The organism is Microvirga sp. GN3, assembly GCF_055792825.1.
Genome location: NZ_JBVVAK010000003.1, coordinates 74,953 through 99,544 on the forward strand (window position 1 = coordinate 74,953; position 24,592 = coordinate 99,544).

Below are 24,592 nucleotides of genomic sequence, written 5' to 3' on the forward strand. Positions count from 1 at the left end.
ACGTCTCCGTCACTCCCTGATACGGCTTTGCAGGACCATCCTCTTAGGCCGAGAACGCCGCCACGGCCCGATGGATTGGCTGTGTAATAGGCCAGTCTTTGAGCCGTTCCACCAGGGATGAGGAGCCTTGCCGTTTTTGGAAGGGCAGGCGGCTCACGCAAGCCCATCTGTCCGTCCTGAGGACACCCTATGAGGGGCACTTCAGCACTGGTTAAAGAGGCCGAGATCTGTGTATCGGGAAGGGTCTGCTGGAACGCCTCAACCAATTCCATGGCAGTTTGGCCGGCAACTTCTGTGGATGCGAAAAGGGAGGCGGCGGCAATGGTAGATGCAAGTCGGATCGTTAATCTCACGGAACGCTCGTTAGCCTAGAGGCAATATGGAGCACGCTAGTTGAGATCAGGCTCGTCGCCAATGCCATGCGAGGCATCGGGTGGAGAATTCCGACACGCTTCCAATCAACTCGGCCGAGGGAACCTTTTTTGGTTCCATACTGTGTCCTAAGCGGTCAAGCACGGCTCCTTGGTCGCGCTAAACTGATACAATGGAAATGCCGTCTCGAAGGGCAGACTTGCCCCGATCAGCCCATAGAAAGCCCATGCCGCGTTTCTTTTTTCATGTTCGGTGCCACGGCGAGACATTGAGCTACGACGACTTGGGCCTCGACTTCCCCGATGCAGTGACGGCTCACAACGAGGCTGTGCGCGCTGCCCGGGACCTTGACGGTGCATTCATAGCCCGAGGCAAGGACCCCAAACACTGCACCATTGAGGTCGAGAACGCCTCAGGTGAGCTTGTTTTCAGCGTCTCGTTTGCCGCAATCTTCAATGGGCAAGCCAAGCCCTTCGGCCTCCGCCCGTAGTTCGGCCGTTCCATACTGGGAGATACGCGCAACTCGCCGGCTATTTTCCGGCCAGGGCTTTGTAGAGGTGAACCACCAATTCGCTTTCTCAAAGCGTCCCTATCTGCGGGCGAAGCGGGCTGTAATCCTGAGTTTGTTCGGAGGCATATCCTCACAGGCAACATAATTTCTATGGATGTGTTTCAGGACTTCCGTGTCGCTTTCTAGCTTTGCCTCGCCTGACATCGTGCCGCTGACAAGAATTGGCCTATCGTAGCTGCGGCTAAATGCTTCTGAGTTGATGAAATCACCAATACGGGAGCAGCTTATAGGGCTGTAAAAATCTATCTTGTATTCGACAGTAAGCGGACCACGACTCCACTTGTCCTCTGCCCCACAGTTTCCTGAGACATCCTGTAAGCGGACGGAATCCGCAGAAGGGTGACAATGATGACAGAGATGATGAAGGATGCGGCCGGTCCGGGCCGCGGTGGGCGCATGTCGCGCCAGCGCAAACGGGAGGCGGTTCTGCGTCTGCTGCGCGGTGAGGATCTGGACACGATCTCCCGCTCCCTGGGCGTGACGGCCGCCACCCTCAGCGGCTGGCGCGACGCCTTCCTGGCTGCTGGCGAGGCTAGTCTCGCCACCCGCCCGGCCACCGGCGAGGTCCTGGAGACGGAACGGCTCAAGGCCCGGCTCGGCGAGATGCTGCTGGAGCGCGAACTGCTGGAGGCCAAGATCGCCGTGCTGGAGAGCGACCGCCCTTTAGCTCGGAGGAGGTCGAGGTGATGAGCCGGGCGATCTCACCGAGCAGCGGCCAGCCCTATGGCCTGGCCCGCGTCTGCCGGATCTGGCGGGTGGCCCGGGCGAGCGTGTACCGGCATCGCAGGCCGCCGCCCGACCGGCAACGCCGTGGCCCTGCAGGACCCATGTCCGATCCAGTGCTCACGACCGAGATCCACGCCGTCCTGACTGCCAGTCCGTTCCATGGCGAGGGTCATCGGAAAGTCTGGGCCCGCCTGCGTGTGAAGGGAATCCGCACCTCGTTGCGGCGGGTGTTGCGGCTGATGCGCGAGCACAACCTGCTGGCGCCGTCCCGGACGGGTCCGCCGCGTGGACCCCGCAACCATGACGGCACGATCATTCCGGCGACGATCGACACCTTGTGGGGCACCGACATGACCACCGGCTGGACCGCCGAAGGGCAAGCCGCCGTGTTCGTGGCGGTGGATCATCACAGTGCCGAGTGCGTCGGCATTCATGCCAGCCGCCAAGGCACGCGCTTTGAGGCTCTCGAGCCCCTGCGTCAGGGTGTGCGCGAGCATTTTGGCGGCTTTGCCAAGGGGATCGCCTCAGGCCTGTCGGTCCGACACGACCACGGAAGCCAGTACATGTCACGGGCGTTCCAGGATGAGCTGCGCTTTCTTGGAATCGAGAGCTCGCCTGCTTTCGTGCGAGCCCCGGAAGGGAATGGCTGTGCGGAGCGCTTCATCCGCACGCTCAAGGAGAACCTGCTGTGGGTGCGCCGCTTCGGGACTATCGAGGAGCTGCGCCAGGCGCTGCTGGCCTTTCGGGAGAGCTACAACTCCACTTGGCTGATTGCGCGGCACGGCTTCCAGACGCCGACCGCCGTCCGCCACAAGCAGCTTCCATCCGCGGCGCTCGCCGCGTAGGTTTCAAGCCGGTGTCTCAAATACTGCGGGCAGTACACTTGTGACTTAAGATCAAGCCGCAGGACTGAGTTTTCAGCTCATCGATCCAGACCAGATGTCGATCATCACGTTCGGCCTTCTGTAGATTGGCTTGCAGAGCCTCTTTGAAGAGCTGGTACGTCTGATCATTGCATTTGCGTTTTGGAGCAAAACTATGAGCGCGTACGCCTGTGTCCAGATAGAGGATTGTTCTTTCGATATAGCGATCAATAACTTGACCGATATCGCCGAGCCGCCACGTGCCGATGTCATAGCCATGGATCGTATTCGCCGCAAAAGCACTGTTCCCTTTGGGGTCTATGGCTACAAGGATAAAAGCTGCGATTGAAAGGTAGCGCAGGGCTACCTTGCTCTTACTAGCCATCATGTTGGAACCTGATCGTCGATCTAGTGGATTGTTCTTCGCTATTTAGCCTAGCCTACTCAGGTTCCGTAAACGGCCTGCCGCGAAATTCTTGCCGTAAGCCATTGATGGATATAGCACGCAACGGCTCCACGCTCGGAAGGTCCCAAAATGGGACGAGGCCGACCTTAGCTTAAGGTCCGGGGTTAGACCGCAAGCGGAAATTTAGGCGAGAGTCAGTCTTCAGTGCAATTTGGGTCACACTTCTGCGCGACAGAGTCAGACATATAGGTTCCGAGACAATATGTTCAGGATACTAAAAGTCTGACTCAAGTTCGGCTTTTGCCTCAATGGCGTGACACTAAAACTCAGACCCAACTTTCATATAACTCTGACTCGCCATGATCCGATTAACCTAGAAGCCTAACTCAAGCGAAGTCGCGGGCAATCGGGCGAGCGAACGTCTGATGTTTGGCGCAGAGCGAACCTTCCGAGGCGTAGGCTCTTGGCCTCTTCCACACCCAGAGCCAACCATTGCATAGGGCTGCATCCCATTACGCCCCGTTTCGCGAAAAAGCCTCGGACCATCCCGGCGCTCGCGTTGCCGCGGCAGCATTGGGCGGATATCCCTACCCTAAGTAGGGAATGAACCTGATGATCCGAGTAGCCATAGCCACCGATGCAAGCAATCTCGCGGTTCTATCCATCCAAGTTTGGCTCCATACCTACGCCAAGAGCGGGCTGCGCAGCGCGCTCTCCGACTACCGCGGCAAGGATTGGCGAGTCGAGGCCAGATGCGAAGCCTATGACCCCAGCACGAAGGCCTGGTTGTTCCAGACAGGCACAGGGATCGCCAAGCGCTCAGAGCAAGGCCTGCGGGCGAACGTTAACAACCTGGACGGCTTCTTCATCAACGAGAGCAGCGTGGTCTTTGGCACACTCTTGTGCCCCTCGGGCCCGTACAATGTCGGCACGGGCGACTGAAGATTAGACCAACCAATCCTTCATCATTCACAACAGATCGACCAAAGATTCGGTGGTGAAATCGTTGGTCTAACCGCCTTTGTTCTCGGGCAGGCCGCGGCCTGTCAAAAAGAACAAGAAGTCCTTTCCTGCTGGCGTCAGGATCACTCGGCTCTCATCGGTCACCGGGTCGTCGGGGATGACGACGAGGCCTTGGTCGATCAGGAACCCACCCCAGTTCTTGAACGGGAACGTGGCGTAGAGATCGGGGAAGGCCCTCTCTGCCATCCCGTAGATCTCCTGGGCCTGCGCCACGGTGATGAAGCCGCGGATGTTGATCTCCTTCAGGGCCAGGATCTGGCTGCCAAAGATGATCCTGTAGGTTTGCTCATGATTTCTCTCGACGGTTGCCTGGGCGGCGACCCGGATGGCCCACGCGAGCTGGGTGTCCTCCGCTCCCGGGAATGCCGCCTCGACCCGGCGCTGGAGGTCCTCTTCAAGGTGGGCATACAGCGGGTTCGGCGGCGGCAGGGCGGGCAATCCACCGGCCTGCAGCGCGGGCGTCGGCAAGGGGTTTGGGGTGTCTTTGTGCGGTTCCTTCTGGGCCTCGATCTGGGCCTGGGAGCCCGAGCCTGAGAGGTCGACGCCCCGGTTCTCGCCAACCGAGACGGACTTGGCCCGGCCGATGGCGTCCGAAAGCGGCTTCTTGAAGGTGAGGAGGGCTACGCAGCCGAGGGCGAAAGCAACGCCAGGCCAGGCAAGGATCTGAAGAACGTCTGTCATGCTCCCGACATCGCAGACCTGGGGGATGTGCCGCAAGTCGGGGCGCTGCAAATCCTCACGTTTCGTGCCGCGTCCACAGTTTTCACAGGATCCTTGCTGCCTGACGTCAAGCTTTGCTACGGTCTCCTTGGGGACGGGGCCGACATGACGACGGGTACGCTTACGAAGGAAGACGCGCTCACATTCGCGAAGGAATGGGTGAAGGATCGCACTGATACGCCAAAGTATTCGTCGACTCTCTCCAGCCAGAAAAACTGGTTGATGGGCCAACTCGCCGCCCGCTGCGTGGCCGAGGCCATCCGGCAGGGTGACACCCAGTGGGAGCTGGAAGACCGGCTTCAGCGCGCCTGGGACCTGCTCAACACGATCCAAGTCAACGCCCGCCACCAAGCCCTCCGCGATCTCATCTGGAAGAAGTCCGAGCGGGACATGACCGACGAGGAGAAGAAGCGGGTCGATGCCGCTGAACACAGGGTTTGGAAGCGTCACGATCCACAGCGCGCGTACTTTGAAGGCGAGTCCTCGGAACACACGCCTGGGCTCCAGAAGGGCGATCTCCTGGCCGATTGCGCCGACTACCTGGAGAGGCCTTGGCTCAGCCACCCCGTCATCGATTGGATGCTGCTCGACATGCTGATCACGCGAGAGCTGATCGCGTTCGGCGAGCACATCAAAGAGAATATGCTCCCGGGGCCGCGCGGCATTCTCGGCGTCAACGAGCGCTACATCGAGGCCAAGGGCAACCTGGAGAAGATGCAGAAGATCAGGTGGGGCGAGCTCGGCGAACGCCTGTGGGTGACAGGGTTCTGGACCATCATCGTCCCGGTGGGCGCGATCATCCTGTGCTTCGTGTTCGGCGCCGAGGGAGCGGGGGAGTCCCTGTTTTCCATCTGGGGTGGCCTGTGGGCGGCATTCTTCGGCCTGAGGATCCTGCGCGGCGCCGCCCGGCTGGTTGGCCTCGGTCGGTTCGTCGATCCATCCGTCAAGGCGAAGAAGCTCTGGCAGGAGATGTACCGGGTCTGGAAGCTGCTCGAAGGCCCTGTCATCAATCCCACGGTGTTCAGAGAGGCGCTGCTGAAAAGCAAGGATGCCGGGGCCGTCTGGGACATGCCGGCCTATTCGATCATCGACAAGGTCGTAGCGAACGATCCCGCTGTGTGGGTGGTGGATCCTTCAAAGCGCTGAGACAAAGGGGCAGGGAATGCGTAGAGTTGCGTTGAGTGTCGCCCTGATGCTGGCGGCGACGTCGGCCGGGCACAGCGAAAGCATGTGGGTCAACGGGCAGGAGTTCGCCCAAAACCACTGTGAGAAGAACCAGGTCGCCGCGAACCGGTATGTCGTTGGCCTGATGGACGGCTACGCGACGGGGTCAAAGATCAGCAAGTCACGCGGCTACTGCACGCCGCCCAGCGCGACGGCCGGCCAAGCAACTGCGATTGCCTGCAAGTACGCCCGCGACAACCCCAAGCACTGGAATGTCCCAGCTGCCTACCTGATCATCCAGTCGCTGCAGGACGCCTGGCCCTGCACGGATTAGGGTCAAGACTCAGTCAGCTTGAATACCGCGAGCGTCTGGAACGGGGCAGTCAGCGGGCCTTCAATGATACCGCTCGACTTCCGGGTCTGACGCACTGCAACCATCCGGTGGCTGGCCGGGTGCTGAGGTGTTATGGAATGCAGTGCCAGCAGCATTCCATAACACCTCGTTCTGCGAAATTCGCGGACAATTTTTCCGCGCGCACGCAAGCCTGCTCGGACGCGTTAGGTATTGTTGAGGAAGTCTCTTATAGAACGGAAGTAATCGCTAATAGAATATGATCGGCTTCGCAAAGCGAAGATTGCTCCATAGTATGCGCCAATAGGCATCCCAATCACAGCGATAATTATATTGATGTTTACCGGCGCGAGGGTGCCGAATGGCCGCCATAGCCCCTCGGTCAGCATAACTATAAGGAGGCCAAACACAAAGAATACTGGCAGCGCCAAAACTGCTCCAACCGCAGAGAAGCAGATGATTTTGAAGGCCATCATGGTGGGGTCTGATCTTCGATCCAGTGGACTGTCTATAGCTATTTAGCCGAGCCTACTCAGGTTCCGTAAAGGGGCTTCTGCGAAATTCGCGACCCTCAACCGCTACTTTGATGGTGCGCGAGCCTTGGTCGGATTTTTCGAGGTGTCGAGTTCGGGATGGTTGCGGACCAGCCTCTCCCGCTCGATGGCCAGATTGTCCCAAGTCCGGGCCATTTCCAGAAGCTGATTGCGCTGCTCGCCCTCGGGCAGCTGCTTGGCAAGCACCCGGCATTCTTCAGCGTGTTTCCGATACTCTGCTGCGGTTTTCATGTCTCAACCCGTCTTATTTTTATGAAGCGGAGCCTTTTATGGGGCGCAAAGGGAGAACGGCAACAGGCCTCGCGGCTTGATTGGAGTTCAGCGTTCCATACACGGCCTACCGCGAAATTTCTGCCGTAAGTCATTGACGGGTATAGGCCCGCATTCGCCGGATGACACCGTAATTCGCTGCGGTTCTGTCGCGATTCAGATATAATAATCAATAGCTTAATGTGGATCGCACGAGGCCATTTTGGATAACCCAACGGGTGAATCGGCCGATGGTCCTCTCCGGCTCGATTTCGACCGCCGCGTGAGGCTCGAGTTCCATGGCTCCCGGATCACCTCCGATGCCGGATTGCTCGCCTATCGCGAACTCGATGACGCCCTCGGTCTCAGCACGATGGCCGGCGATGTGCTCGCCGATGCGCGCACCGGCAGGAACGGCCGTCATGCGCTGGTCGGGTTACTGCGGCAATCCGTGTTTGGGCGTCTCGCCGGATATGATGACGTGAACGACGCCGAACGCTTGCGCCATGATCCGGCGATGCGCTGGATCGTCGGTGGCAAAGCGGCTCAGGGTTCTGCGGCCTCGTCGAGCCAGATGGGCCGCTTCGAGACGAAGTGGCTCGCAGCGCCTGACAATCTCTCGGCACTCACCGACCTCTCCGGCCAATGGATCGACGGCGTTCATGGCCGCCGTCCGCCGCGAGGTATCGTGCTCGACATGGCTTCGAGCGTCAGTCCGACCCATGGCGATCAGGAGATGAGCGTTTGGAACGGCCACTTCGCCTGCACCTGCTACCACCCGCTGTTCCTGTTCAACCAGTTCGGTGATCTGGAACGATGCGCGCTTCGTCCCGGCAACGTGCACAGCGCCGACGGCTGGCACGACGTGCTCGCCCCGGTCGTAGCACGCTATCGGGGCAAGGTCTTGCGCCTCTATTTCCGCGCCGACGCGGCCTTTGCCATGCCAGGGATCTACGAGTTCCTGGAGGCCGAGCGGATCAAATATGCGATCCGCATTCCCACCAACCAGGTTCTCCAGGGGAGGATCGGCTATTTGCTGACGCGCCCGGTCGGGCGTCCCCCGGACCATGTGCGGCGGTTCCACGCCAGCTTCACCTATCAAGCCGGAAGCTGGACCAAGCCGCGCCGGGTTATCGCCAAGGTCGAGTGGCATCCGGGCGAGCTTGTTCCGCGCGTCGGCTTCATCGTCACCAACCTGTCGCGCCCGGCTGAGCGGGTTGTCGCCTTCTACAATCAGCGCGGCACAAGTGAGCACTGGATCAAAGAGGGCAAGGGCGCGATCAAGTGGACGCGGTTGTCATGCAGGACGTTTGCGGCCAACGCCGTGCGGCTTCAGCTTCATGCGCTCGCCTACAATCTTGGCAACTTCCTGCGCACGCTGGCGACACCGGAGCCGATCAAGGAGTGGTCTCTAACGAGCCTGAGGGAGAAGCTGATCAAGATCGGCGCCAAGCTCGTCAGCCACGGCCGCTATGTCGCTTTCCAAATGGCCGAGGTCGCCGTGCCGAGGAGGCTCTTTGCCGAGATCCTGCGACTGATCGCCGAACTGCGGCCGCCACCTGATCCTGCGCCAGCGTGAACAGGCCGGCGGCATGAATTCCAGCGGAAAACCAAGGGAGAGGTGCGTCTTGGCGAGGACCAGATTGGAGTTTCCGGCACGGAACGTGCCGATACCACCGGCCTCCCAGACATTTGGGCGCTCGCGGCGAGGTTCGGGCTTGCCAATACCCGTCCCAGAGCGTCAATCTTGCCCCAAAGAGCCGCTCATCCGGCAGATGTCGGTCTATACGAACTATAATCACTTGCCGAGGGAGGGAATATGCGAGCGATTCGGGTAAGCGAGTTCGGGGGCCCAGAGGTTCTAAAAGTTCAAGAGGCGCCGGACCCGGTACCGGACTCGGGTCAGGTGCTTGTCCGGGTCATGGCTGCCGGCGTCAACCCGGTTGACACATACATTCGAGCCGGCGTTTACGCACGGAAGCCCAATCTACCTTACACGCCCGGCACCGATGCGGCTGGAATTGTCGAGGCTGTCGGGCCGAATGTGAAGCGTGTGAAACCGGGTGATCGCGTTTACACAAACGGCTCGATCACGGGTGTTTATTCCGAACTGGCGCTATGCGAAGAATCGCAGGTTCATCCTCTTCCACCGAAGACTTCATTTGCACAGGGATCTGCTTTGGGCGCGCCCTACGGCACGGCGTATCGAGCGCTCTTTCAGCGCGGACATGCGCAGGCTGGTGAAACGGTTCTCGTGCATGGCGCCAGCGGCGGCGTCGGCGTCGCATGCGTGCAGTTCGCGCGGGCGGCGGGTCTGACGGTTATCGGAACGGGTGGCTCCGAAAAGGGCCGCGCCCTGGTTGCGGAACAGGGCGCGCATCATGTCGTGGATCATCGTGCGGCGGATTATGAAAAGCAGATCATGTCGATCGTGGAGGGCCGCGGCGTCAATCTTGTCATGGAAATGCTCGCCAACGTGAACCTTGCGAAAGACCTGATGATGCTGGCTCCGGGAGGCCGTGTTGTTGTTATCGGCAACCGCGGCTCGATCGAGATTAATCCGCGCGAAGCAATGGCGCGTGAGGCCGCGATTCTCGGCTTGATTCTCTTTGCCGCCACCGATGCGGAGCTGGCTTCGATTCACGCTGCCATCGTTGCCGGTCTCGAGACCGGCACCTTGCGGCCCGTTGTCGGCCGCGAGCTGCCGCTGGCCGAAGCTCCTCAGGCGCATCAGCTCGTTATGGAGTCCGGCGCCTACGGAAAAATTGTTCTCGTTCCATAACGCGTGAAAAAGAATCTAATCAAGATCGGGCTCATCCAGATTAATAAGTCCTCAAGCGGCCCCGGCGCTCTCCAGCTCGATCCGCCCAAGGATACTCATCACCCGTTGGAACATGTCCGCGCCGCGCTCTTCCACAAACCGATCCGGGGCGCGGATGACTTTGGCGTCGACTCCTACGGCAACGCCGGACAGCACGGCGCGCGAGGCGTCCTGCATGGCGCCGCGCATGACCTGCACGGCTTCCTCGATCCGGTCGATGGGGGATAGGACGCAGCGGTCTCCACACCAGGAATGTCTCGAAATGGCACGAGGCTGACCTAAGCTGAAGGTCGGTGTTCGGCCCGTAAGCAGAAGTTCATGCTCGAGTCAGACTTCTCTGCCATCTGAGCCAGTTTATTGCGGCATTGAGTCAGACTTATAGGTGGTTGCACAAATAGGAATATTATCCTTCCCAAGTTCTAATAGCACCGGTGTCGACGTGTGTGAATGCCCTATAGCGCCCAATCCCACCGATGCCGATTGCCTGAGCGTACTTAGCGATTGTCTCGGCGGGCATCTTATTGACGACGATGTCGGATGCCTGAGAGTGCATATGGAGGGAATTGATCGCGGATCCCTCGGCGCGGAGCAACTCATTGGTGTCTTTGGTTCTAAAGCCCGACGTGATGATGATGGGCTGCTGGAAGTTGATCCGGTGCTGGATCGCCCAGAGAAGATGAAACAGCTTGGGGTCCATGGCCATCGTTACGTTCTCACGCCAGTCCCGAAGCATGTGGCAGAGTTGGGAATAGGACTGCTTGTCGTAAACGCCCTCCTTCCAAAAGACCGTCTTCACTTCCTCGTTGGTGTTGTAATTGACCAGCCAGAGGCCCCGATGAGCCGGAAGGCCGGCCTGGGTCAATGGAGCCTTGGACGTGATTGCGGCCAAGTCCGTGTTCTTCATCTCGTTCGGCAGGGCGGGGGCCTCTGCAGAAGGTTCGAAATCGAACGACGGCATCTCGAGAGTTTCGGGGCCGGCAAGCGACGGGATCAACTGAGTGCCGACGGGGAATGCGACCTGTGCGCGGGCGAGGGTGCTGTGGGCGAGGCCTGCCGATGCAGCAAGACCGGTGAGGATTTGGCGGCGGTTAAGCATGGATCGTCCTGGTAGCATGATTCGAGAATCGAAATTCTCGCTCTTCGTCTTTTGAATTAGCGGGGAACTTATCAGCGTTTTAATTCGGAGGCTAGGCGGCAGCTGCCATGGCGAGATCGCTGCCGACGGCGCTATAGATTTTGTCCTCATCACCATAGATCTCATTGGCGATGCGAAGCTTCGTGTCGACGATGCTGCAGATGTAGGCGTCAATTGACCCCTTGATGACCATGTACCAGACATTGACGGGTCTGGTTTGGCCATGACGGTGGGATCGATCCTCGGCCTGCAATAAGGAAAATGGGTCCCAGTCTAGCTCCACAAAGAGAACTTCAGCCGCCCGGGTCATCGTTAACCCTGTGCCCGCGGCTTGTATGCCAGCGACAATGACGTCGATCTGGCCCACCTGGAACTGGTCGATGAGTTTCTGCCGCTTGCGGGGTGTGTTGGCGCCACCGTGGAGTTTGGCGACCTTGGGCCCAAAAGCGGAAATGATGTCCGCGAGCTGGTCAATGATCTCTTGGTGATGAGCAAAGACAAGCACCGGCTCGCCTTGCTCATACTTGGTGATCACCCACTCGACGGCATACGCGATCTTGAACGAGGCTGTTCTTCGCCGCAGCGCGTTGAGCTTCGTCATGATCTTCTTTTTCTCGACCTTGTTCTCGGTGTTCTTATAGGAATCGAAAATCAGGTTCTCTTCCTTGAGGAGGTCCACAAGGGAGGGGTCCATCAGGTCGAGTTCGATCGGCCGGCGCCGCTTGGGCGGGAGGCCTTTCTTAAGACGGCGCAGCATGATGGTGCCCATGACGATGCGGCCAAGCGTCTTGCGCCTCTCCCGCCGCTCCTCATTGTCGGAGTCCAGATCGCCAAGGCCATAAACCTTGGAGAAGCGGCCGTAGTCATCGAAAGCTTGCGGGAGCGACAGATGGAGCGGGGTGAAGAGGTCTTGGGGTCGGCGGGTTAGGGGCGTTCCGGAGAGGAACAAGCCGCCGGATAGCTTGTACCCGAGCCGCTCGATGACGGCTCTCGCACGCTTTGCCGTCTGGTTTTTCAGCTTATGGAACTCGTCAAAGACCGCGTAGTCCCACGGGTAGTCGAGGAGTTCCGGATTGTTGAGGATGGATTCGTACGAAGCAACCGTGACGCCTGGCTGGACCGGCGTCTTTGCAAGATTGGTAAACAGGTTAACGTGCGGCTGGTAGGAGACCCAGTCTGTGACGGCTCTCGCGAATGAAGGTGTGACTGAAGCAAGAGTGAGGATCAGCACATAGCGGGGACGAAGCACGTCGATGACGCCAACCGCCTGCATCGTTTTGCCGTAACCCATGTCGTCCGCAGGAACTGCCCAGGGCCGTGTTGTGGCGAAGTTGATGCCTGCAATTTGGTCCGACGTATAGCTCTGGCCCTTCAGGGGAGCCGGAACAGGTGCCGGGATTCTTGCTGCCGCTGCCGCCGCGTACTCTTCCGCAATCAACGTCTGGATCGCGATCTCGGTTTCGTCGTCGCCCCACTTGCGGTAGCGAGAGGCAGCAACCGGGTCGGTCGTCATCCAGACTGCGTCTTTGGCCAGCGACCATGCATTATCGTTGGCAGCCTCGGCGCGAGTTGTGAAGAAGCGCTTTTGCTTTTTGACAAAGCGCAACTCGATCTTGAGAGCCCGGTCCGCCTCAGACTTTTTCTTGCTCGGGTTGTTATCGCTGGAGACGATCTGCCCAAGAAGCGCCGAGATGTCGATGGACCCGATATCGAGGAACTGAAGCTTGGAGGCAATGGCAGCCAATCCGGTCGCGAGGACGGGGTCGGCAAGATGCGCCAATTCGCATGCCACCCGAAGGTTTTGGGTGGTGAACCTGCCGCTGAAGCCTTGCCTGGTGCCAAGTGTCATGCGGGCCCTGAACCCAAAGGGCTCGAGAGCAGAGCGCAGATCCTCGTCGCCGTGGACGACAAGACGCTCCTTCCGGGGATCATACGTCATCCAGGGACGGCCAAACGTGAGCCCTTTCTTGACGGCGGCAAGAAGTTTCAGGCAGCCGAGTTCCTCGTCGATCTTCGTCCGGGCCTGAGGCGTTGCGAGCTTATAGAGCCCGGCTGCCTTAAGAGCGGAGTCAGTGTACCAGAGCGATCCGCTCTCGCTAAAAGCCCATCCTGTATTCTTGGCCCAGCCTCGGTGGCTAAAGCCGCCTACGAAAATAAAGAGGTCACGACCTTTGAGATAATGGACGCATGGCGCGGCGATCGGCTCTTCCAGGACGTCGAGTTGTGGGCATTTGGCTTTGAGCTTGCGCCGGTCTGTATCGGGAGCAAAGCCGCCCAGGAGGCCGACCTCTCTCAGGGAAGGAACCCGCCAGGCATGCCGTTGAGCGTCATATTTGAGCCCAAGCGCATGAGCCAAGGGTGAAAAACGGGGCGATTTAAGAAGAACCCTCCAAGCGGTGACATCGTCAGGTTCTCCGTCCAGGAGCAGAATTGCTCCATAGTTCTTTCCGGTGATCCATTCGCTAGCGGGGTATACCGCGGGCAGGTCATCCTCCCCCCGCAGGGCGCGCTGCAGGGCATCATTCTCTTTACGATGCTCGCTTGGGAGGGATGAGGCTTGGGGCATTACCATTGGGAGAGTGTGAACAGGTGGAACGACCCGACCGGAGAGCCATGGCTTGGTCCGATGGAGTGAAACATCCTGAGTCGGTGGAGCGCAGGCTATTAGCTCTCTCGCTTTCGTCAGGGATGTATTATAGGTCGCACTATGACCATTTTAAAACGCGAATCGTCGATGTATTTCGGAAGGGTCTCCATCATGCCGACCGTGCGGATGCGCAATCAGGCTAAAAGCGGCATGACGTTTGGGGGATTTTTGGTAGTAATGGCCCTGGTGACAGGGCTTGTCTCCACTCTTGGGATTGGTTCGGCCTACGCTCAGACCCCTCCTGCCCAGACCCCTCAGGTAGGTACGACTGAGTGGCTCCAGCAAAAATTCAATGAGAACCGGGACGCGCTGGTCAGCAAGGGCAAGCAGCTCAAGGACTTCGCTGAGGCTTATGGTAGCTGCGTCCTGAGTGGATCATCGGACTGCTCGGCCGACAAGATAACCAATCAGCTTATAGTGACGAACTTGCAGAATGAGCTCGCGAGTTCTGGCAGCTGGGTTCGGGAGGTGGTCTCGAAGCTGGATGCAAGCTGCTGGTCCTGTGAAACCTACACGGCGATCTTCGGCGCTCTTATGGGGCTTGCAGGCGAGACGTTCTCCTTCTTTGTCGAAACCAAGGAAATCGTTGCTCTCGCTGTGGTCGTTACGCAGATCATCCTGGTAATCAAGGTCTTCCTGATTATCAGTGCGCCCGCGGCCCAAGACTTCAACTCGGCTTACGGGGACGTGTTCAAGTACATAGGCCGAGTAGCGGTGATATTTCTTCTTTTCCTGACGCCATTGACCGCGCAGGCGTTAAAGACAAGCTCCAGTTCTGGGAATGAACATCCTGCCAAGGTTCTATTCGTGGACGGGCCGCTCCTGCTCGGAACCCAGGTCGGGAAAATGCTCGTTGAAGAGACGGGTCAAATTACGAAAGCAAGACTGCAGGACAGGACTTGTGCTGATCCGACAACAGGATCCGGATCGCTTTCCGATATGGCAAGGGAGCACCTCAAGATTGCTTGCAAGATGCTGTGGTCTTTCCACTCGATGGGCGTGGCGGGGATTGCCTCGGGCACCTGGCTCGTTACGGAGGCTCCGAGGTCGATGAACAATCCATCCTGGGGAGCTCTCGGCGCAGTGATCGTGGCGGGACTCATCATGACAGTGGCATTCCTATTTTTCACGATCACCTTCGGGCTTCGCTACCTTGACGCTCTCGTCCGGGCAGGTTTGACCCTGGCGCTCCTTCCGGTCTTCCTCTTCTTCTGGATCTTCCAATCCACTCGGAGCATCGCCCATGCTGGTTTGCGGTCACTCCTTTACATGGGAGCTGTGTTCGCAGCTTCGGGCTTCGTCTTTGTGATTTGCAATGAAATCATGAACTTCGGCTTCTCAAAGGCGCTTGGGTCCAGTGTCACTGCGGACGGAAGCCAGGCATTCCTCAATGCGATGTCCCAGGGCGGATTTAATTGGTTCGTTGGAACCGGCAGCGGTGGGGACGAGGCCAACTGGCTATCTTTCTTCTATCTGATGGGCGCGTGGGGCCTCTCGACCAAAGCGGCTAGCATCGTATTCCAGCTTGCGGAAGAGATTACCCAGTTTCAGGGTGGCTTGACCGGTGCAGGAAAAGAGACCGAGGCCGACCTGAAGGACAAGGCAAGCACCGGCATGAATATCGCAGGGGGCGGCGCGAAGATGGTGGGGTCGGGCGCGATGTCGCTCGGCTCCGGCGCCGTCCGGATGATGAGGTAAGGAGCGGCCATGCAAGACTGGGTTCTTGATGCTCAAGCCGACGTCGCCATGTGCCGAGATCTGGCAGCCGGTGCATCCTATTATGTGAAGAAGAGCGGATCAGACCTTTCCCTGACGATTGAAGTACATCGGCAGGGAGGGGCACTCTCCCGCCTCACTCTTCTCCCTTTTGGCCACTTTGGTGTCGCGGTGGAGACGGCCCTGATGTGGCGCTCGGAAATGATGGGCGTCGAGAGGATCTCGGTTGAGGATACCGATCTCCGGATCAGCCGGGGGAAGGTTCGCAAGCCCGAGGCGCAGCACGTAATCCGGCTGGGAAACTGGATGACGCCAAAATTTGCCTGCGGGTTGATTGTGCGGGCGTTTACGGCGGCTGATCTAGGGCGGGATGTGACCGCTGCCGCCAAACGATACTCGGATAGGTACCGGGAGGAGAAGGTGGATACCGGGATCGCTTCCGGCTATCGGCTGCAGCGAAACATCTTCGGGGATGGTGGTGCCGGACCGGGCCAGAAGGTGGAGCAGGCTTCATCCATCGCTTCCGCTCCCGAACGCCCGCAAAAGCCCAGGGTTCAGAAGCCCGTGGCGCTGCCCGATCCGGCCCCAGAACAACCAAGGCCCGTCTTCCGCGCCCAGCCGCCGATCCCAATCTATGAAGTCGTCCACGAACGGGCGCCGATCGGCGTCATCTACAAGCTCGAGGTACGCAGAGCGGAAAAAGAAGAACCGCGACAGGAGGCGAGGGTTTCGCTCCTGTCGCGGTTCCTGAGTGGGCGCAGCAATTAGTACGGCTGGCCTCAGTATTTGCGGACCAATGCCTTTTCGCGACGGCCGGTGTTTTTCACCGGCTGTTTTTTGATGACAGGCGGCTTCAAGCAGTCCGCAGGCGTCTGATACATCCAGCAGTAATCAGCGTAGGGGCCGTGCTGCACGTAGATCGCGTAGTTCGGGAGCTGGGTACGGTCGGCACAAGCCGATAAGGTGGCGGCTCCGAGCACAACTGCCGTAAGGGTCAAAAGCTTGTTCATTAGGATATCCTTGGTGGGTCGCGGGTGGTTTACGGTCAATGCTTGTTGCGCCTGACTTCCTCCTCGAGGAAGGGCCTTAGTTCACAGCCAGATGCCGTCGCCATCGTGATAAGCCTTCCCATGCTCTCATGCCGGGCGATTGTCTCCAGGAGAACTTCGGCAGCGACTTTGGATGCGAAGGTCGCGGACGAGACGTTGAGGTATAGGCCCAGGATGTCCTGGCATAGGGCCGCGTCCGTGTTCCTGGACTGAACCCGAGCCGCCGGCTCTCCGGCGGGAGCTTGTGCGATCCTTGGCCCATTGCCGAAGCGGCCCGAACCTTCGATCGCGTGAACTGGGTTTGCGACGGTCAGCATGAGGAAAGCAGTTCCAACGGCTTGGGACAGCCGGTTTGATTTGTGTTTTGCCAGGCGCTTCATGAACTTGGGTCTCGACATTGTTCCCGATTTAGTAAGCTGTATAATACACCTTAAATTCGGCGCGAGCGACTAATCGTTCTGCCGATTGCTGACTTTCAGGGCCGGGTTGAGAAAGATGTCACTAATGCAAAGCCGCATGGATACCGAGCTCCACGAAGGGGTGTCGGAGGAATTCCACGACACAAGCAGGCCTCTGAGGGTCTTTAGATTGTCCAAGGTCGTGTTCATCAGCCCGTTGGTCGTAGGAGGTGTGTCGTTTGTTGCAGCAGCCTATGCACAGGCACTTACACAACCATGGCGACTGCTCACGCCGGCCACTTGGACGCTTATCTATGCGGGCTGCGTGGCGGCCGGGGCGATCGCAGTCCTCCTCGTCTATGTCCGTTGGCATACCACCCAGTTCATCATTTACCCGGATCGTGTAGTGGCACGCTCGGGTTTCATTCGCCGCTATGCGCAATCTGCGTCACTTCGAGAGATTATTGGTGCGGAGCTAAATCAATCGATCGACGGTCGGATGATGGGCTATGGTGACATCGCGCTCGATACCAGCGGCGTGGTGAACATCCGGATGAAGTCGCTCGGGAATGCGCGAGAGGCCGTAAACCTGGTTATGGGCCTGCGCGGGGAGTTGGATTCGAGGAGGGAAGGCCCCTCCCGTTATCGCAACCGCTTGGGGTCGTAGTGCGTCGGATCCAAAAGCGGGATTTCAGCGAGCGACACATCGCGGAGTCCCTTGCTTCTTGATGAGGAGGGAGCCGGAGTAGCGAGTTTAGCCTTTGGACCAGAGCTGCCGGCAGGAGCCGCCTGGGACATGCTCGCGCTTTGCTGCTTCTCCGCATTGAGGCGGCGCAAAACCCAGGAGTTCGAATTGCCCGCTACATCGATCTCACGCTTGCCTGTCGCGGCAGCAATCGCCGGCAGTTGGCTTTGGCCGATGTTTCCAACCTTCGGGCTAGTTGTAACAAGTGGCTCATTCGATGGGAGCGACACGGACTTGGTCTGGCATCCCCCAAGAGCGAATGCTGTGGCGACGACGGAAAAACCGGCAGCGCGAATTAGTGTGCGATGACTGGTCGGTATACGCATGGTACAGCCCTTAATGAAGAGACGCATTAGAAAGTGGCCTACACTTATGATTCGCAAATCAAGAAGTGCAGTTCGGATTTTAGCAGTTTGCCTCGCATCAGCGATACTGTCGGGATGCGGTGATCCAAGTATCACTGGGACAAATCATGAGGAGCTTTCGAAGAGTGTTAATGAGGTCGCTCAGGATCTCGCGTCCCGAGACAAGGATGGTCGCGGGCGGGCACAGGCGTTCTTGAAAGCTTTGTATAGGGCAGCCAGCCCCGTCTCGTTTGAGGCTCCACCTGACGAGTTCAACGGAAAGGAAGGGTTGCGGCTCATTACTGACCGCGGCACTGAGCCAGCCTTCGGCACTCCGGCCTATCTGGACGCGATCCTCAAAGGTGGAGTGGGCAAGTTTGACCAGATGAGCCCTGCTGCCATCGTTTCGGTATACGTGGCCCAGGACTCCCGCGCGCTCAAGGAGCAACTCGACTGGATCCGTGAATACCGCCGACGGGAGCGCAGGGACGTCAGCAGCCAGCAGTTTGACGAGGAACGCCGACGCAACCTCCTCGGAAAGGTCACACTGGTTCGCACTCGCTATTTCTGGTCTGAAACAGCGAAGAGTAAACCCTACATTGGTTTTTCGATCTTCAATGTTCTCGACGTCCCGATGTCGGGTGTCGAGGTCTCTGTGGACCTGGTGAACCGGAAGGGCAACGTCGTCGCCTACGGGCGTGTAAAGCATGAGCCGCCCATTCCTCTCGCTCCGGGCGTCCAGACGGTGATGGAGGTGGACCTTACCCGCATTCCGGCATTGTCGGATCCGAGGCTCGCGGCAATGGCTCCCGAGCTGACCGCCAGGATCAAAGTCGACAATCTCTATGTCGGTCGGGGCGAGGCCCTGATCCGACCTGGCGGGTTCGACGGATCGGCGTTGGCCTCCCGAATGGAGGCTCTTGGCGATCTTGAGGTCCGAATTCAGGAGGCTCGCGATAATTTGCGGGTCTACCGTCTGCTGTTCCCGGAAATCGACTCTGGCGACGGTAGCTCGGAGGCAGGATCATGATGGAAGCCGTGCCGGTGGACCGGAATAGCCGTATGCCGAGAGGCAAAGGGCCAGGGAGGATCGGGTACGGCGCCAAGATGGGGCTGTTAGTCCTGTCTCTCGCAGCCGTGGCCCCGTCGTATGCTCAGGAGGCGCCCTCTCGCAGCGAATGGAAGGGTGTATCCCGGACTGCGTCTGACCCGCTCAAGCTCTCCCTCTCGATCATGGATAGAATTGCCAAGAGGAAGGATGTGAAGGGCCATTTGAAGGATATGGCCTGCGGGTGTCAGATCGATACCCGTCAAGGGCGAGTGGGCCAGCCTTTCGAGTGCAGGCCCGTCATTGAGGCAGCAACCGAGGATGCAGCAATCCTCAAAGCTGTTCGGGTGGTGGGGGAGGAGGAATTGGCCGCAATGATGCCCTGCTTCAAGCAAGGGATCTCGGCCTGTCGCAAGGATCCTGCCTACCGAAGTGCGCTGGCCGACCCGCATTTGGTCTTTGTCGTGCCCGCGCCGGTCGCGGATGCTCTCGATGGCTTCAAACTAGGGACGATCGAGAAACCCGTGTCCCCTGTCGCCGGCTGTGACGTGGTTGTGGATCGGGAGAAGGGAACCTATGCGCTGGATCAGCGCTGGCATGGATTTGTGGCACGGGCGCTGTTGTATGCCAGCGAGCATTACAAGGTCAGAACCAGGCTCTTGCCTGGCGAGCTCAAACGGATCTCGGAGCAACATCCTCCCACGCCGCAGGAGCGTCTGATGTCGATCGAGGGCAAACCGTTGGGAATACCTCAGGAAATGATCGATGCAGCTACTGGCGGATAGTGAAAAGGGCGGCTCCAGATGAGGGCCCGCCCTACTTCTTTGGAATTTAGGGGATTAGTGGGGTCAATGCCCACTTAGCGATCCAGCCAATCAACTAGCTCTGCTGATCGTTTGAAACCCATCCGTTCTCGAATCAAAGTACCGAGCTGCGCAGCGTGATCGCAGCTGCTGCAATCGCCACTCCGTAGGGCACACCCTTGCTGGGATTGTAGAGGGTGGCCGCCCACTCCCAGCCCTTCACCAGGGTAGGCAGAGGCATGTGACGGTAGCTGAGGATCGCAAGAGCCAGGAGGCCGCCGTAGAAAGAGAACAGAATTCCGAAGGTAATGAGTTCCTCTCCGAACCCGAACCAAAGGGCAATGGCCGCAATCAGTTTGACGTCCCCGGCTCCCATGGCTCGGAAGTTGTAGGGAATAAGGGCGATGAGCAGAACGACGAATGCGGCCACTACGTGCAGAAGGACATCCTTCAGAGCCATTCCATTGAGAACCGCAAACACAAAGAAGGCGGCGAGGCAAAGGCCTACCAGGACATTCGGAATCTTCATTCGGTGAACATCGGTGAAGATCGCGGCACACATCAAGATAACGAAGGTGCCAACTTGCATGTTCTGTAGCATAGCGATGGTCCTGAACGATCTTGGGAAAAGAAAACCCGGTCCTTTCTTCAAAGACCGGGCTTTGGCATCCGAAGCCGAAGGCTACTTACTGGCCTTCATCCGTAGCGAGATCAGATTAGCTCGCCTTCATGTTGCCGGTGGCGGTGGTGAGAGCCGTGCCGATGTTGGTGAAAACCGTCTTGAGCTGGGAGCCCATCGTGGTGACTGCGCCAATCGCGACGACAGCAATGAGGCCTGCGAGAAGGCCATACTCCATGATGGCGGAGCCATCCTCGTCCTTCACGAGGCGCTTGGTGGCGGCGGCGGTGCGGTTGATGATCTGCTTCATGGTTCTACGACGTCCTATTGATGTTTTCGGGAGTCATTACCCGCTATCGACGGGAATCATTCCCTGCAGAGGGGTGTTGAGGTGGCCGCCGTCACGCCGCAGCGTCTGCTCTTGGTTCATGTGAACGGCTCACCAGTCGGTTTTACTGCCAGCCAAATTCCGGCGCAAGGCTGATTAACGTTTCATTTCGTTTTTCTGCGTTCCTCCTCCCCTTTCCCCCTTATATTTCGTCGTGTAGAAAGGCTTTAGTTCGTTGGCCGCTGGAAGACGGCGCGACTTTAATGAAACTCAGACGGAAAAGGTAATATTCAATGAGGCCTCTGGCGAATACTCGAATCATCGCGAGCGCAGTTTTGATTTGCGTTTCGGCAGGTGCAACCCAGGCGCAGGAGAGAGGTAAAGTCCCTCTGCTCGGACCTACCCTGCGGGCCTCGATGGATAAAGCCGTTCTGGTGAAGGTGCCGGAAGGCATAAGAACAGTAGTGATCGGGAATCCTGCCGTTGCTCATGTGAACTTCGATAAGTCCGGCCTAGCCGTGGTAACCGGCCGGAGTTTCGGCGAGACCAACTTGATCATCCTCGATGATCAAGGCGACATCATCGCCGAAACGGACCTGATCGTTGGCGATGACCGCAAGTCGTTGGTGAGTGTCCAGTCAGGCACTTCGGGTAAGACCACCGTTTCTTGTGACCCTCGGTGTCAGCCTATCGCCGTGATCGGCGACGATGATAAGTCCTTCTCGGGTGTTAGCGGCCAACTCAGCACATTGACCAGTGCGGCACAGCAGGCTGCTCAAGCGTCTGCAGGATCCGCACCTCATGCCGTGGCCCAGGTATCCGCACCGACACCCACCGCTGTCCCTTCAGCGCCTGCCAGCGAGCCAGGGCCATCGAATGCCCGTCCCGGCCGGACTGATGGCTTAGAGGTTATTCCCGCTCGCCCTGCCCCCAAGATGGAGGGGGTTTCTGCAGAGGCGCACTAAGTTCAAACCGATCTTTTACCCGGGAGCAGGCAGATCCATGAAAGCGGTGTTCAGGTCGCTCAAAATTTGGCGCATGATTCGAGAAACGGAGGGATCCGTCGCGATAGAATTTGCGATGGTCGCCTTCCCATTTTTCATGGCGATCTTAGGATTGATCTACATAGGGTTGCTGTATTGGACGAGCGCAACGCTCGACAAAGGCTTAGAGAAGGTCGCCCAGCTCATGTATGAAGGGCGTCCCTTATGCGGTCTCGCCCCTGGAGCTGCCTCCCCCTACAACCAGTCATGCCTCAGGGACCGGCTATGTGAACAAAGCCCACTCGTTCTTGTGAGTGAAGCTAAGTGCAAGTCCGGCGCGCTCTTCTTTGATCTGCGGATCCTCAAGGGAGATGGGACCGACGCAATGCCTGTCCTTGTTGCGAACGGAAACGTAAATACAGGAGCGTTTGTCGATCAACCGGGTGCAGTACCGGGAAAGCTGGTGATGCTTCGCGCCGCTCTTGAGGTGCCGAACCTTGCGTGGGTTGGGCCAGGTGTATCGACAGATGCTGGGAAGCGAGTCGTGATGGCTGCTTCTGCTTTCCGTATGCGTGCGCTCACCGAGTACATGAACGCTACTCACTAAATATCATCCTCGCCTCAAGAGACTTCCCATGTTCATTCGTGCTCTCCGCAAGATCCTGAAATCAGAGAGGGCGTCTGCTGGCGTTGAGTTTGCGCTCATTGTGCCTGTGATGCTCTTTATCTATCTCGGAGGCTCGTATGTCTCCACGCTCGCCTCGCTGAACAAGAAGCTTCAAACTGCGGCCTATGCAGTAAACAACCTAGTTCCATATCCCAGAGACTACTGCAGCTATCGCGCGTTTGTGCGATCATTCCATGCCTCAGGCGGTTCCAAAGAGATAATGGGCCAGTTCGTTGCTCCCTATCCGGTCGACGGGCAGCCAACGATGGTCCAGTATACCGAGGGCGCGCCGGACGTTGATAATCTGGTTACTGTTAAGGCCACGGTCCGCTACTCGTTCAACACTGGGTTTTGGGGCGTAGTCAACAGTGTTGCGGCGGCCACTCCTGGGGCATCGAATTCCTCTGGAATAGTACCCTCGGTCTTCAGTTTAGGCGCGACCTCTGCGGGCGTTACCGTCCATAAGAATCCTGCCACGACATGTGCATCAGGTCTCGTTCGCCTCGTCGGTCCTGCGGTGACGGAGTTTGTTGCCGATGAGTTCAACAGCTTCTCGGTACGGGCAGAAGAGGGCATCCCGTCTTACCAGATCCGACTTAAATCAACTCTTCCAGTTGGTTTGAGCTTCACGCCGAACGGCGCAGACGCGGACATATCCGGGGCGATCACTGAGACTTGCACAATAGGTCCGTGTGACCCTGAAACATTGAATGTGACGCTGGAAGCGGAGGACTCGAGCAGCGAGATTTGGGCGGGAACCGCAAACACTAGCGTCCAGAAGACGTTCCAGATCAGCCTCATCCATACCTTGCGTTTAACGGTTCCCGACGAAGTTGGCACCGCCGGGGCGTTCTTCCGAAGCACTGCGCCAGTCAGACAGGGAGGCAAACCGGGGTACACCTACTCGATAGCCAACGCGCCCCCAGGTCTGACAATCAACGCAGCGACAGGAGTCGTCGAGGGAACTCCGCAGGCCCCGGGTGTTTATGATCAAGTTTCAATCACGGTCCGGGACGCACGTGGAACTGTCGTAACCGACAGTGACTTTGTCTACGACATCAAGCCGCCGGCGCTGACTGCCTGGGCAGATGGACCTTTTCAGGCGACCGGCGGGGTGTATGCCGCGGTGGGCATTCACGCCCGCGGCGGGTGGGGGACGATCACTGTATCGTGCTCCGGCTTCCCAGTTGGTATTGTGTGCGGACCGGGCGCCAAGGCTACGCCTTATGATGGAACTGTAAACGGCGCTCCGCAGCAGTTGGGCGAAGGGTGGGGGACGATCACGTTCAGAGATTCCTCCAACCAGACCCAAGCGGTCCAGATGTATTGGAACGTCAAGCCGCCGGCTCTGAGTGTTTGGGCAGAGGGCAGTTTGAATGCGGCAGCCGGGGGCTATGCGCGAGGCGATATTGTCGCAAGTGGAGGCTGGGGGAACCTCACGATTGAGAGTATGTCTGGTACTCCAGCCGGCATCTCTTGGGTCCATGTCGGCTACTGGCGGTGGGCGATCCATGGATACCCTTCAGCTCCTGGCAGTGGGCCAATCACAGTCGTGGTCCGTGACGATGCAGGGCAACGTGCAACAGCGGTTATATGGTACAGCTTTACTGCTCCTCCGCTGACTACGTCGAAGAGTGGTGACTTGAATGACGTGCGGTGCTGTGATCGCTCGTATACCAGGTATGTGTATTCCTCTGGAGGATGGGGCGCCAAGACTGCTTCGCACACCACCTTGCCACCGGGCATGTCCTTTGGATGGGACGGGAATACTGCCTGGATCACAGGTGAGCCGAGCAAGCCGACCAGCCAAAGCTCTACTCGGATTACTATCCGGGACTCGATCGGACAGGTGAGCTATCAAGACATCATCTGGGACTTCACGGCGCCTCCGATGACGGGAAGTGTGACCAAGCTCTGGCAGATCCACTGTAACGGCTCCGCGTGTAACATAGGCGTTCTGTTCAAAATTACCGGTGGTTATGGAAGTAGAGACATCGTGAGCGTAACGGGATCCGGGCCACCGTCCCTGAAGAACTGGAGCGGTACGAACGGAGAGTTCTGGACAAACCCAGTTTATCAAGGCGCCACCTGGACCGTTAAGGTCAAAGATGCCTCAGGGCAGACCTACAACTTCCCTATTAAATGGTGAGAAATGAAGAAGGCCACCGAATTGGTGGCCTTCTTGTTTTGCGGTGGCACTTGATGGTCTTGGTCCAGGCGTAGTACTTGCCTCGTCCTGATGACTCTGGTCGCAAGGATCTGCTTCCAACTCACATCTTAGCTGGTCTC

At 58.4% G+C, this 24,592-nt stretch carries 24 protein-coding genes and 1 pseudogene; 16 read left to right on the plus strand and 9 right to left on the minus strand.

Annotated elements, in window-relative coordinates; translation table 11 throughout:
• The first annotated feature begins 598 nt into the window (after positions 1-598).
• Positions 599-862 (plus strand): DUF6894 family protein, encoded by a 264-nt coding sequence (locus ACS5Q1_RS02515; RefSeq protein ID WP_473096716.1) that lies wholly within the window; start codon positions 599-601, stop codon positions 860-862.
• Positions 863-1,282: 420 nt separating this feature from the next.
• Positions 1,283-2,514 (plus strand): annotated as a pseudogene (locus tag ACS5Q1_RS02520) (IS3 family transposase).
• Positions 2,515-2,530: 16 nt separating this feature from the next.
• On the opposite strand, the gene ACS5Q1_RS02525 reads toward ACS5Q1_RS02520, so the two are convergent.
• Positions 2,531-2,920: a hypothetical protein gene (locus tag ACS5Q1_RS02525; RefSeq protein ID WP_473096717.1), complete on the minus strand. Its 390-nt coding sequence runs from the start codon at positions 2,918-2,920 to the stop codon at positions 2,531-2,533.
• Between the two features lie 621 nt (positions 2,921-3,541).
• On the opposite strand from ACS5Q1_RS02525, the gene ACS5Q1_RS02530 reads away from it, so the two are divergent.
• Positions 3,542-3,880 carry a hypothetical protein gene (locus ACS5Q1_RS02530; RefSeq protein WP_473096718.1) on the plus strand — a complete coding sequence of 113 codons (339 nt, stop codon included), beginning with the start codon at positions 3,542-3,544 and terminating at the stop codon, positions 3,878-3,880.
• A gap of 69 nt (positions 3,881-3,949) precedes the next feature.
• On the opposite strand, the gene ACS5Q1_RS02535 is transcribed toward ACS5Q1_RS02530, so the two are convergent.
• Positions 3,950-4,642 (minus strand): hypothetical protein, encoded by a 693-nt coding sequence (locus ACS5Q1_RS02535; RefSeq protein ID WP_473096719.1) that lies wholly within the window; start codon positions 4,640-4,642, stop codon positions 3,950-3,952.
• 144 nt (positions 4,643-4,786) lie between these two features.
• Here ACS5Q1_RS02535 and ACS5Q1_RS02540 point away from each other — a divergent pair, with 144 nt between their 5' ends.
• Positions 4,787-5,827, plus strand: a complete 1,041-nt coding sequence (locus ACS5Q1_RS02540) for a hypothetical protein (protein ID WP_473096720.1) — start codon at positions 4,787-4,789, stop codon at positions 5,825-5,827.
• 16 nt (positions 5,828-5,843) lie between these two features.
• A complete protein-coding gene (locus ACS5Q1_RS02545) occupies positions 5,844-6,179 on the plus strand; it encodes a Rap1a/Tai family immunity protein (protein WP_473096721.1) in 336 nt (111 codons plus the stop codon).
• 596 nt (positions 6,180-6,775) lie between these two features.
• Here ACS5Q1_RS02545 and ACS5Q1_RS02550 read toward each other — a convergent pair.
• Entirely contained in the window at positions 6,776-6,982 is a 207-nt protein-coding gene (locus ACS5Q1_RS02550) for a hypothetical protein (RefSeq protein ID WP_473096722.1), read from the minus strand.
• A gap of 241 nt (positions 6,983-7,223) precedes the next feature.
• On the opposite strand from ACS5Q1_RS02550, the gene ACS5Q1_RS02555 reads away from it, so the two are divergent.
• The 3 genes from ACS5Q1_RS02555 to ACS5Q1_RS02565 all read left to right on the plus strand — a co-directional run bounded on the left by ACS5Q1_RS02555 (position 7,224) and on the right by ACS5Q1_RS02565 (position 10,049).
• Positions 7,224-8,579, plus strand: a complete 1,356-nt coding sequence (locus tag ACS5Q1_RS02555) for an IS1380 family transposase (RefSeq protein WP_473096723.1) — start codon at positions 7,224-7,226, stop codon at positions 8,577-8,579.
• A gap of 240 nt (positions 8,580-8,819) precedes the next feature.
• Positions 8,820-9,782 (plus strand): NADPH:quinone reductase, encoded by a 963-nt coding sequence (locus ACS5Q1_RS02560; RefSeq protein ID WP_473096724.1) that lies wholly within the window; start codon positions 8,820-8,822, stop codon positions 9,780-9,782.
• A gap of 3 nt (positions 9,783-9,785) precedes the next feature.
• On the plus strand, positions 9,786-10,049 hold the full coding sequence (locus tag ACS5Q1_RS02565; RefSeq protein ID WP_473096725.1) for a hypothetical protein: 264 nt from the start codon (positions 9,786-9,788) through the stop codon (positions 10,047-10,049).
• Between the two features lie 175 nt (positions 10,050-10,224).
• Here ACS5Q1_RS02565 and ACS5Q1_RS02570 read toward each other — a convergent pair whose 3' ends face one another.
• Positions 10,225-10,917 (minus strand): YcbK family protein, encoded by a 693-nt coding sequence (locus tag ACS5Q1_RS02570; protein ID WP_473096726.1) that lies wholly within the window; start codon positions 10,915-10,917, stop codon positions 10,225-10,227.
• Positions 10,918-11,008: 91 nt separating this feature from the next.
• A complete protein-coding gene (locus ACS5Q1_RS02575; protein ID WP_473096727.1) occupies positions 11,009-13,312 on the minus strand; it encodes a DEAD/DEAH box helicase in 2,304 nt (767 codons plus the stop codon).
• A gap of 351 nt (positions 13,313-13,663) precedes the next feature.
• Here ACS5Q1_RS02575 and ACS5Q1_RS02580 point away from each other — a divergent pair, with 351 nt between their 5' ends.
• A complete protein-coding gene (locus ACS5Q1_RS02580) occupies positions 13,664-15,301 on the plus strand; it encodes a TrbL/VirB6 family protein (protein WP_473096728.1) in 1,638 nt (545 codons plus the stop codon).
• 9 nt (positions 15,302-15,310) lie between these two features.
• Positions 15,311-16,087, plus strand: a complete 777-nt coding sequence (locus tag ACS5Q1_RS02585) for a hypothetical protein (RefSeq protein WP_473096729.1) — start codon at positions 15,311-15,313, stop codon at positions 16,085-16,087.
• An 11-nt stretch (positions 16,088-16,098) separates the two neighbouring features.
• Here ACS5Q1_RS02585 and ACS5Q1_RS02590 read toward each other — a convergent pair whose 3' ends face one another.
• Both ACS5Q1_RS02590 and ACS5Q1_RS02595 read right to left on the minus strand, forming a co-directional pair.
• Positions 16,099-16,329 (minus strand): hypothetical protein, encoded by a 231-nt coding sequence (locus ACS5Q1_RS02590; protein WP_473096730.1) that lies wholly within the window; start codon positions 16,327-16,329, stop codon positions 16,099-16,101.
• Positions 16,330-16,364: 35 nt separating this feature from the next.
• On the minus strand, positions 16,365-16,685 hold the full coding sequence (locus tag ACS5Q1_RS02595; RefSeq protein WP_473096731.1) for a hypothetical protein: 321 nt from the start codon (positions 16,683-16,685) through the stop codon (positions 16,365-16,367).
• A gap of 271 nt (positions 16,686-16,956) precedes the next feature.
• Between ACS5Q1_RS02595 and ACS5Q1_RS02600 the strand changes: the two genes are divergently transcribed.
• The 3 genes from ACS5Q1_RS02600 to ACS5Q1_RS02610 all read left to right on the plus strand — a co-directional run bounded on the left by ACS5Q1_RS02600 (position 16,957) and on the right by ACS5Q1_RS02610 (position 19,688).
• A complete protein-coding gene (locus tag ACS5Q1_RS02600) occupies positions 16,957-17,433 on the plus strand; it encodes a PH domain-containing protein (RefSeq protein ID WP_473096732.1) in 477 nt (158 codons plus the stop codon).
• Between the two features lie 711 nt (positions 17,434-18,144).
• A complete protein-coding gene (locus tag ACS5Q1_RS02605) occupies positions 18,145-18,885 on the plus strand; it encodes a hypothetical protein (RefSeq protein ID WP_473096733.1) in 741 nt (246 codons plus the stop codon).
• On the plus strand, positions 18,882-19,688 hold the full coding sequence (locus tag ACS5Q1_RS02610) for a hypothetical protein (protein ID WP_473096734.1): 807 nt from the start codon (positions 18,882-18,884) through the stop codon (positions 19,686-19,688). The genes ACS5Q1_RS02605 and ACS5Q1_RS02610 overlap by 4 nt, the downstream gene beginning before the upstream one ends.
• Positions 19,689-19,821: 133 nt before the next feature.
• Here the strand turns inward: ACS5Q1_RS02610 and ACS5Q1_RS02615 are convergent, their stop codons facing one another.
• Positions 19,822-20,307 carry an A24 family peptidase gene (locus tag ACS5Q1_RS02615; protein WP_473096735.1) on the minus strand — a complete coding sequence of 162 codons (486 nt, stop codon included), beginning with the start codon at positions 20,305-20,307 and terminating at the stop codon, positions 19,822-19,824.
• Between the two features lie 115 nt (positions 20,308-20,422).
• A complete protein-coding gene (locus ACS5Q1_RS02620) occupies positions 20,423-20,635 on the minus strand; it encodes a Flp family type IVb pilin (protein WP_473096736.1) in 213 nt (70 codons plus the stop codon).
• A 311-nt stretch (positions 20,636-20,946) separates the two neighbouring features.
• Here ACS5Q1_RS02620 and ACS5Q1_RS02625 point away from each other — a divergent pair, with 311 nt between their 5' ends.
• The 3 genes from ACS5Q1_RS02625 to ACS5Q1_RS02635 are packed head-to-tail and all read left to right on the plus strand — an operon-like array spanning position 20,947 to position 24,452.
• Entirely contained in the window at positions 20,947-21,618 is a 672-nt protein-coding gene (locus tag ACS5Q1_RS02625) for a pilus assembly protein N-terminal domain-containing protein (RefSeq protein WP_473096737.1), read from the plus strand.
• A gap of 37 nt (positions 21,619-21,655) precedes the next feature.
• The gene (locus tag ACS5Q1_RS02630; RefSeq protein ID WP_473096738.1) at positions 21,656-22,243 is read left to right on the plus strand and encodes a TadE/TadG family type IV pilus assembly protein; all 588 of its coding nucleotides are present in this window, start codon (positions 21,656-21,658) and stop codon (positions 22,241-22,243) included.
• A 28-nt stretch (positions 22,244-22,271) separates the two neighbouring features.
• A complete protein-coding gene (locus ACS5Q1_RS02635) occupies positions 22,272-24,452 on the plus strand; it encodes a TadE/TadG family type IV pilus assembly protein (protein ID WP_473096739.1) in 2,181 nt (726 codons plus the stop codon).
• The last annotated feature ends 140 nt before the right edge of the window (positions 24,453-24,592 follow it).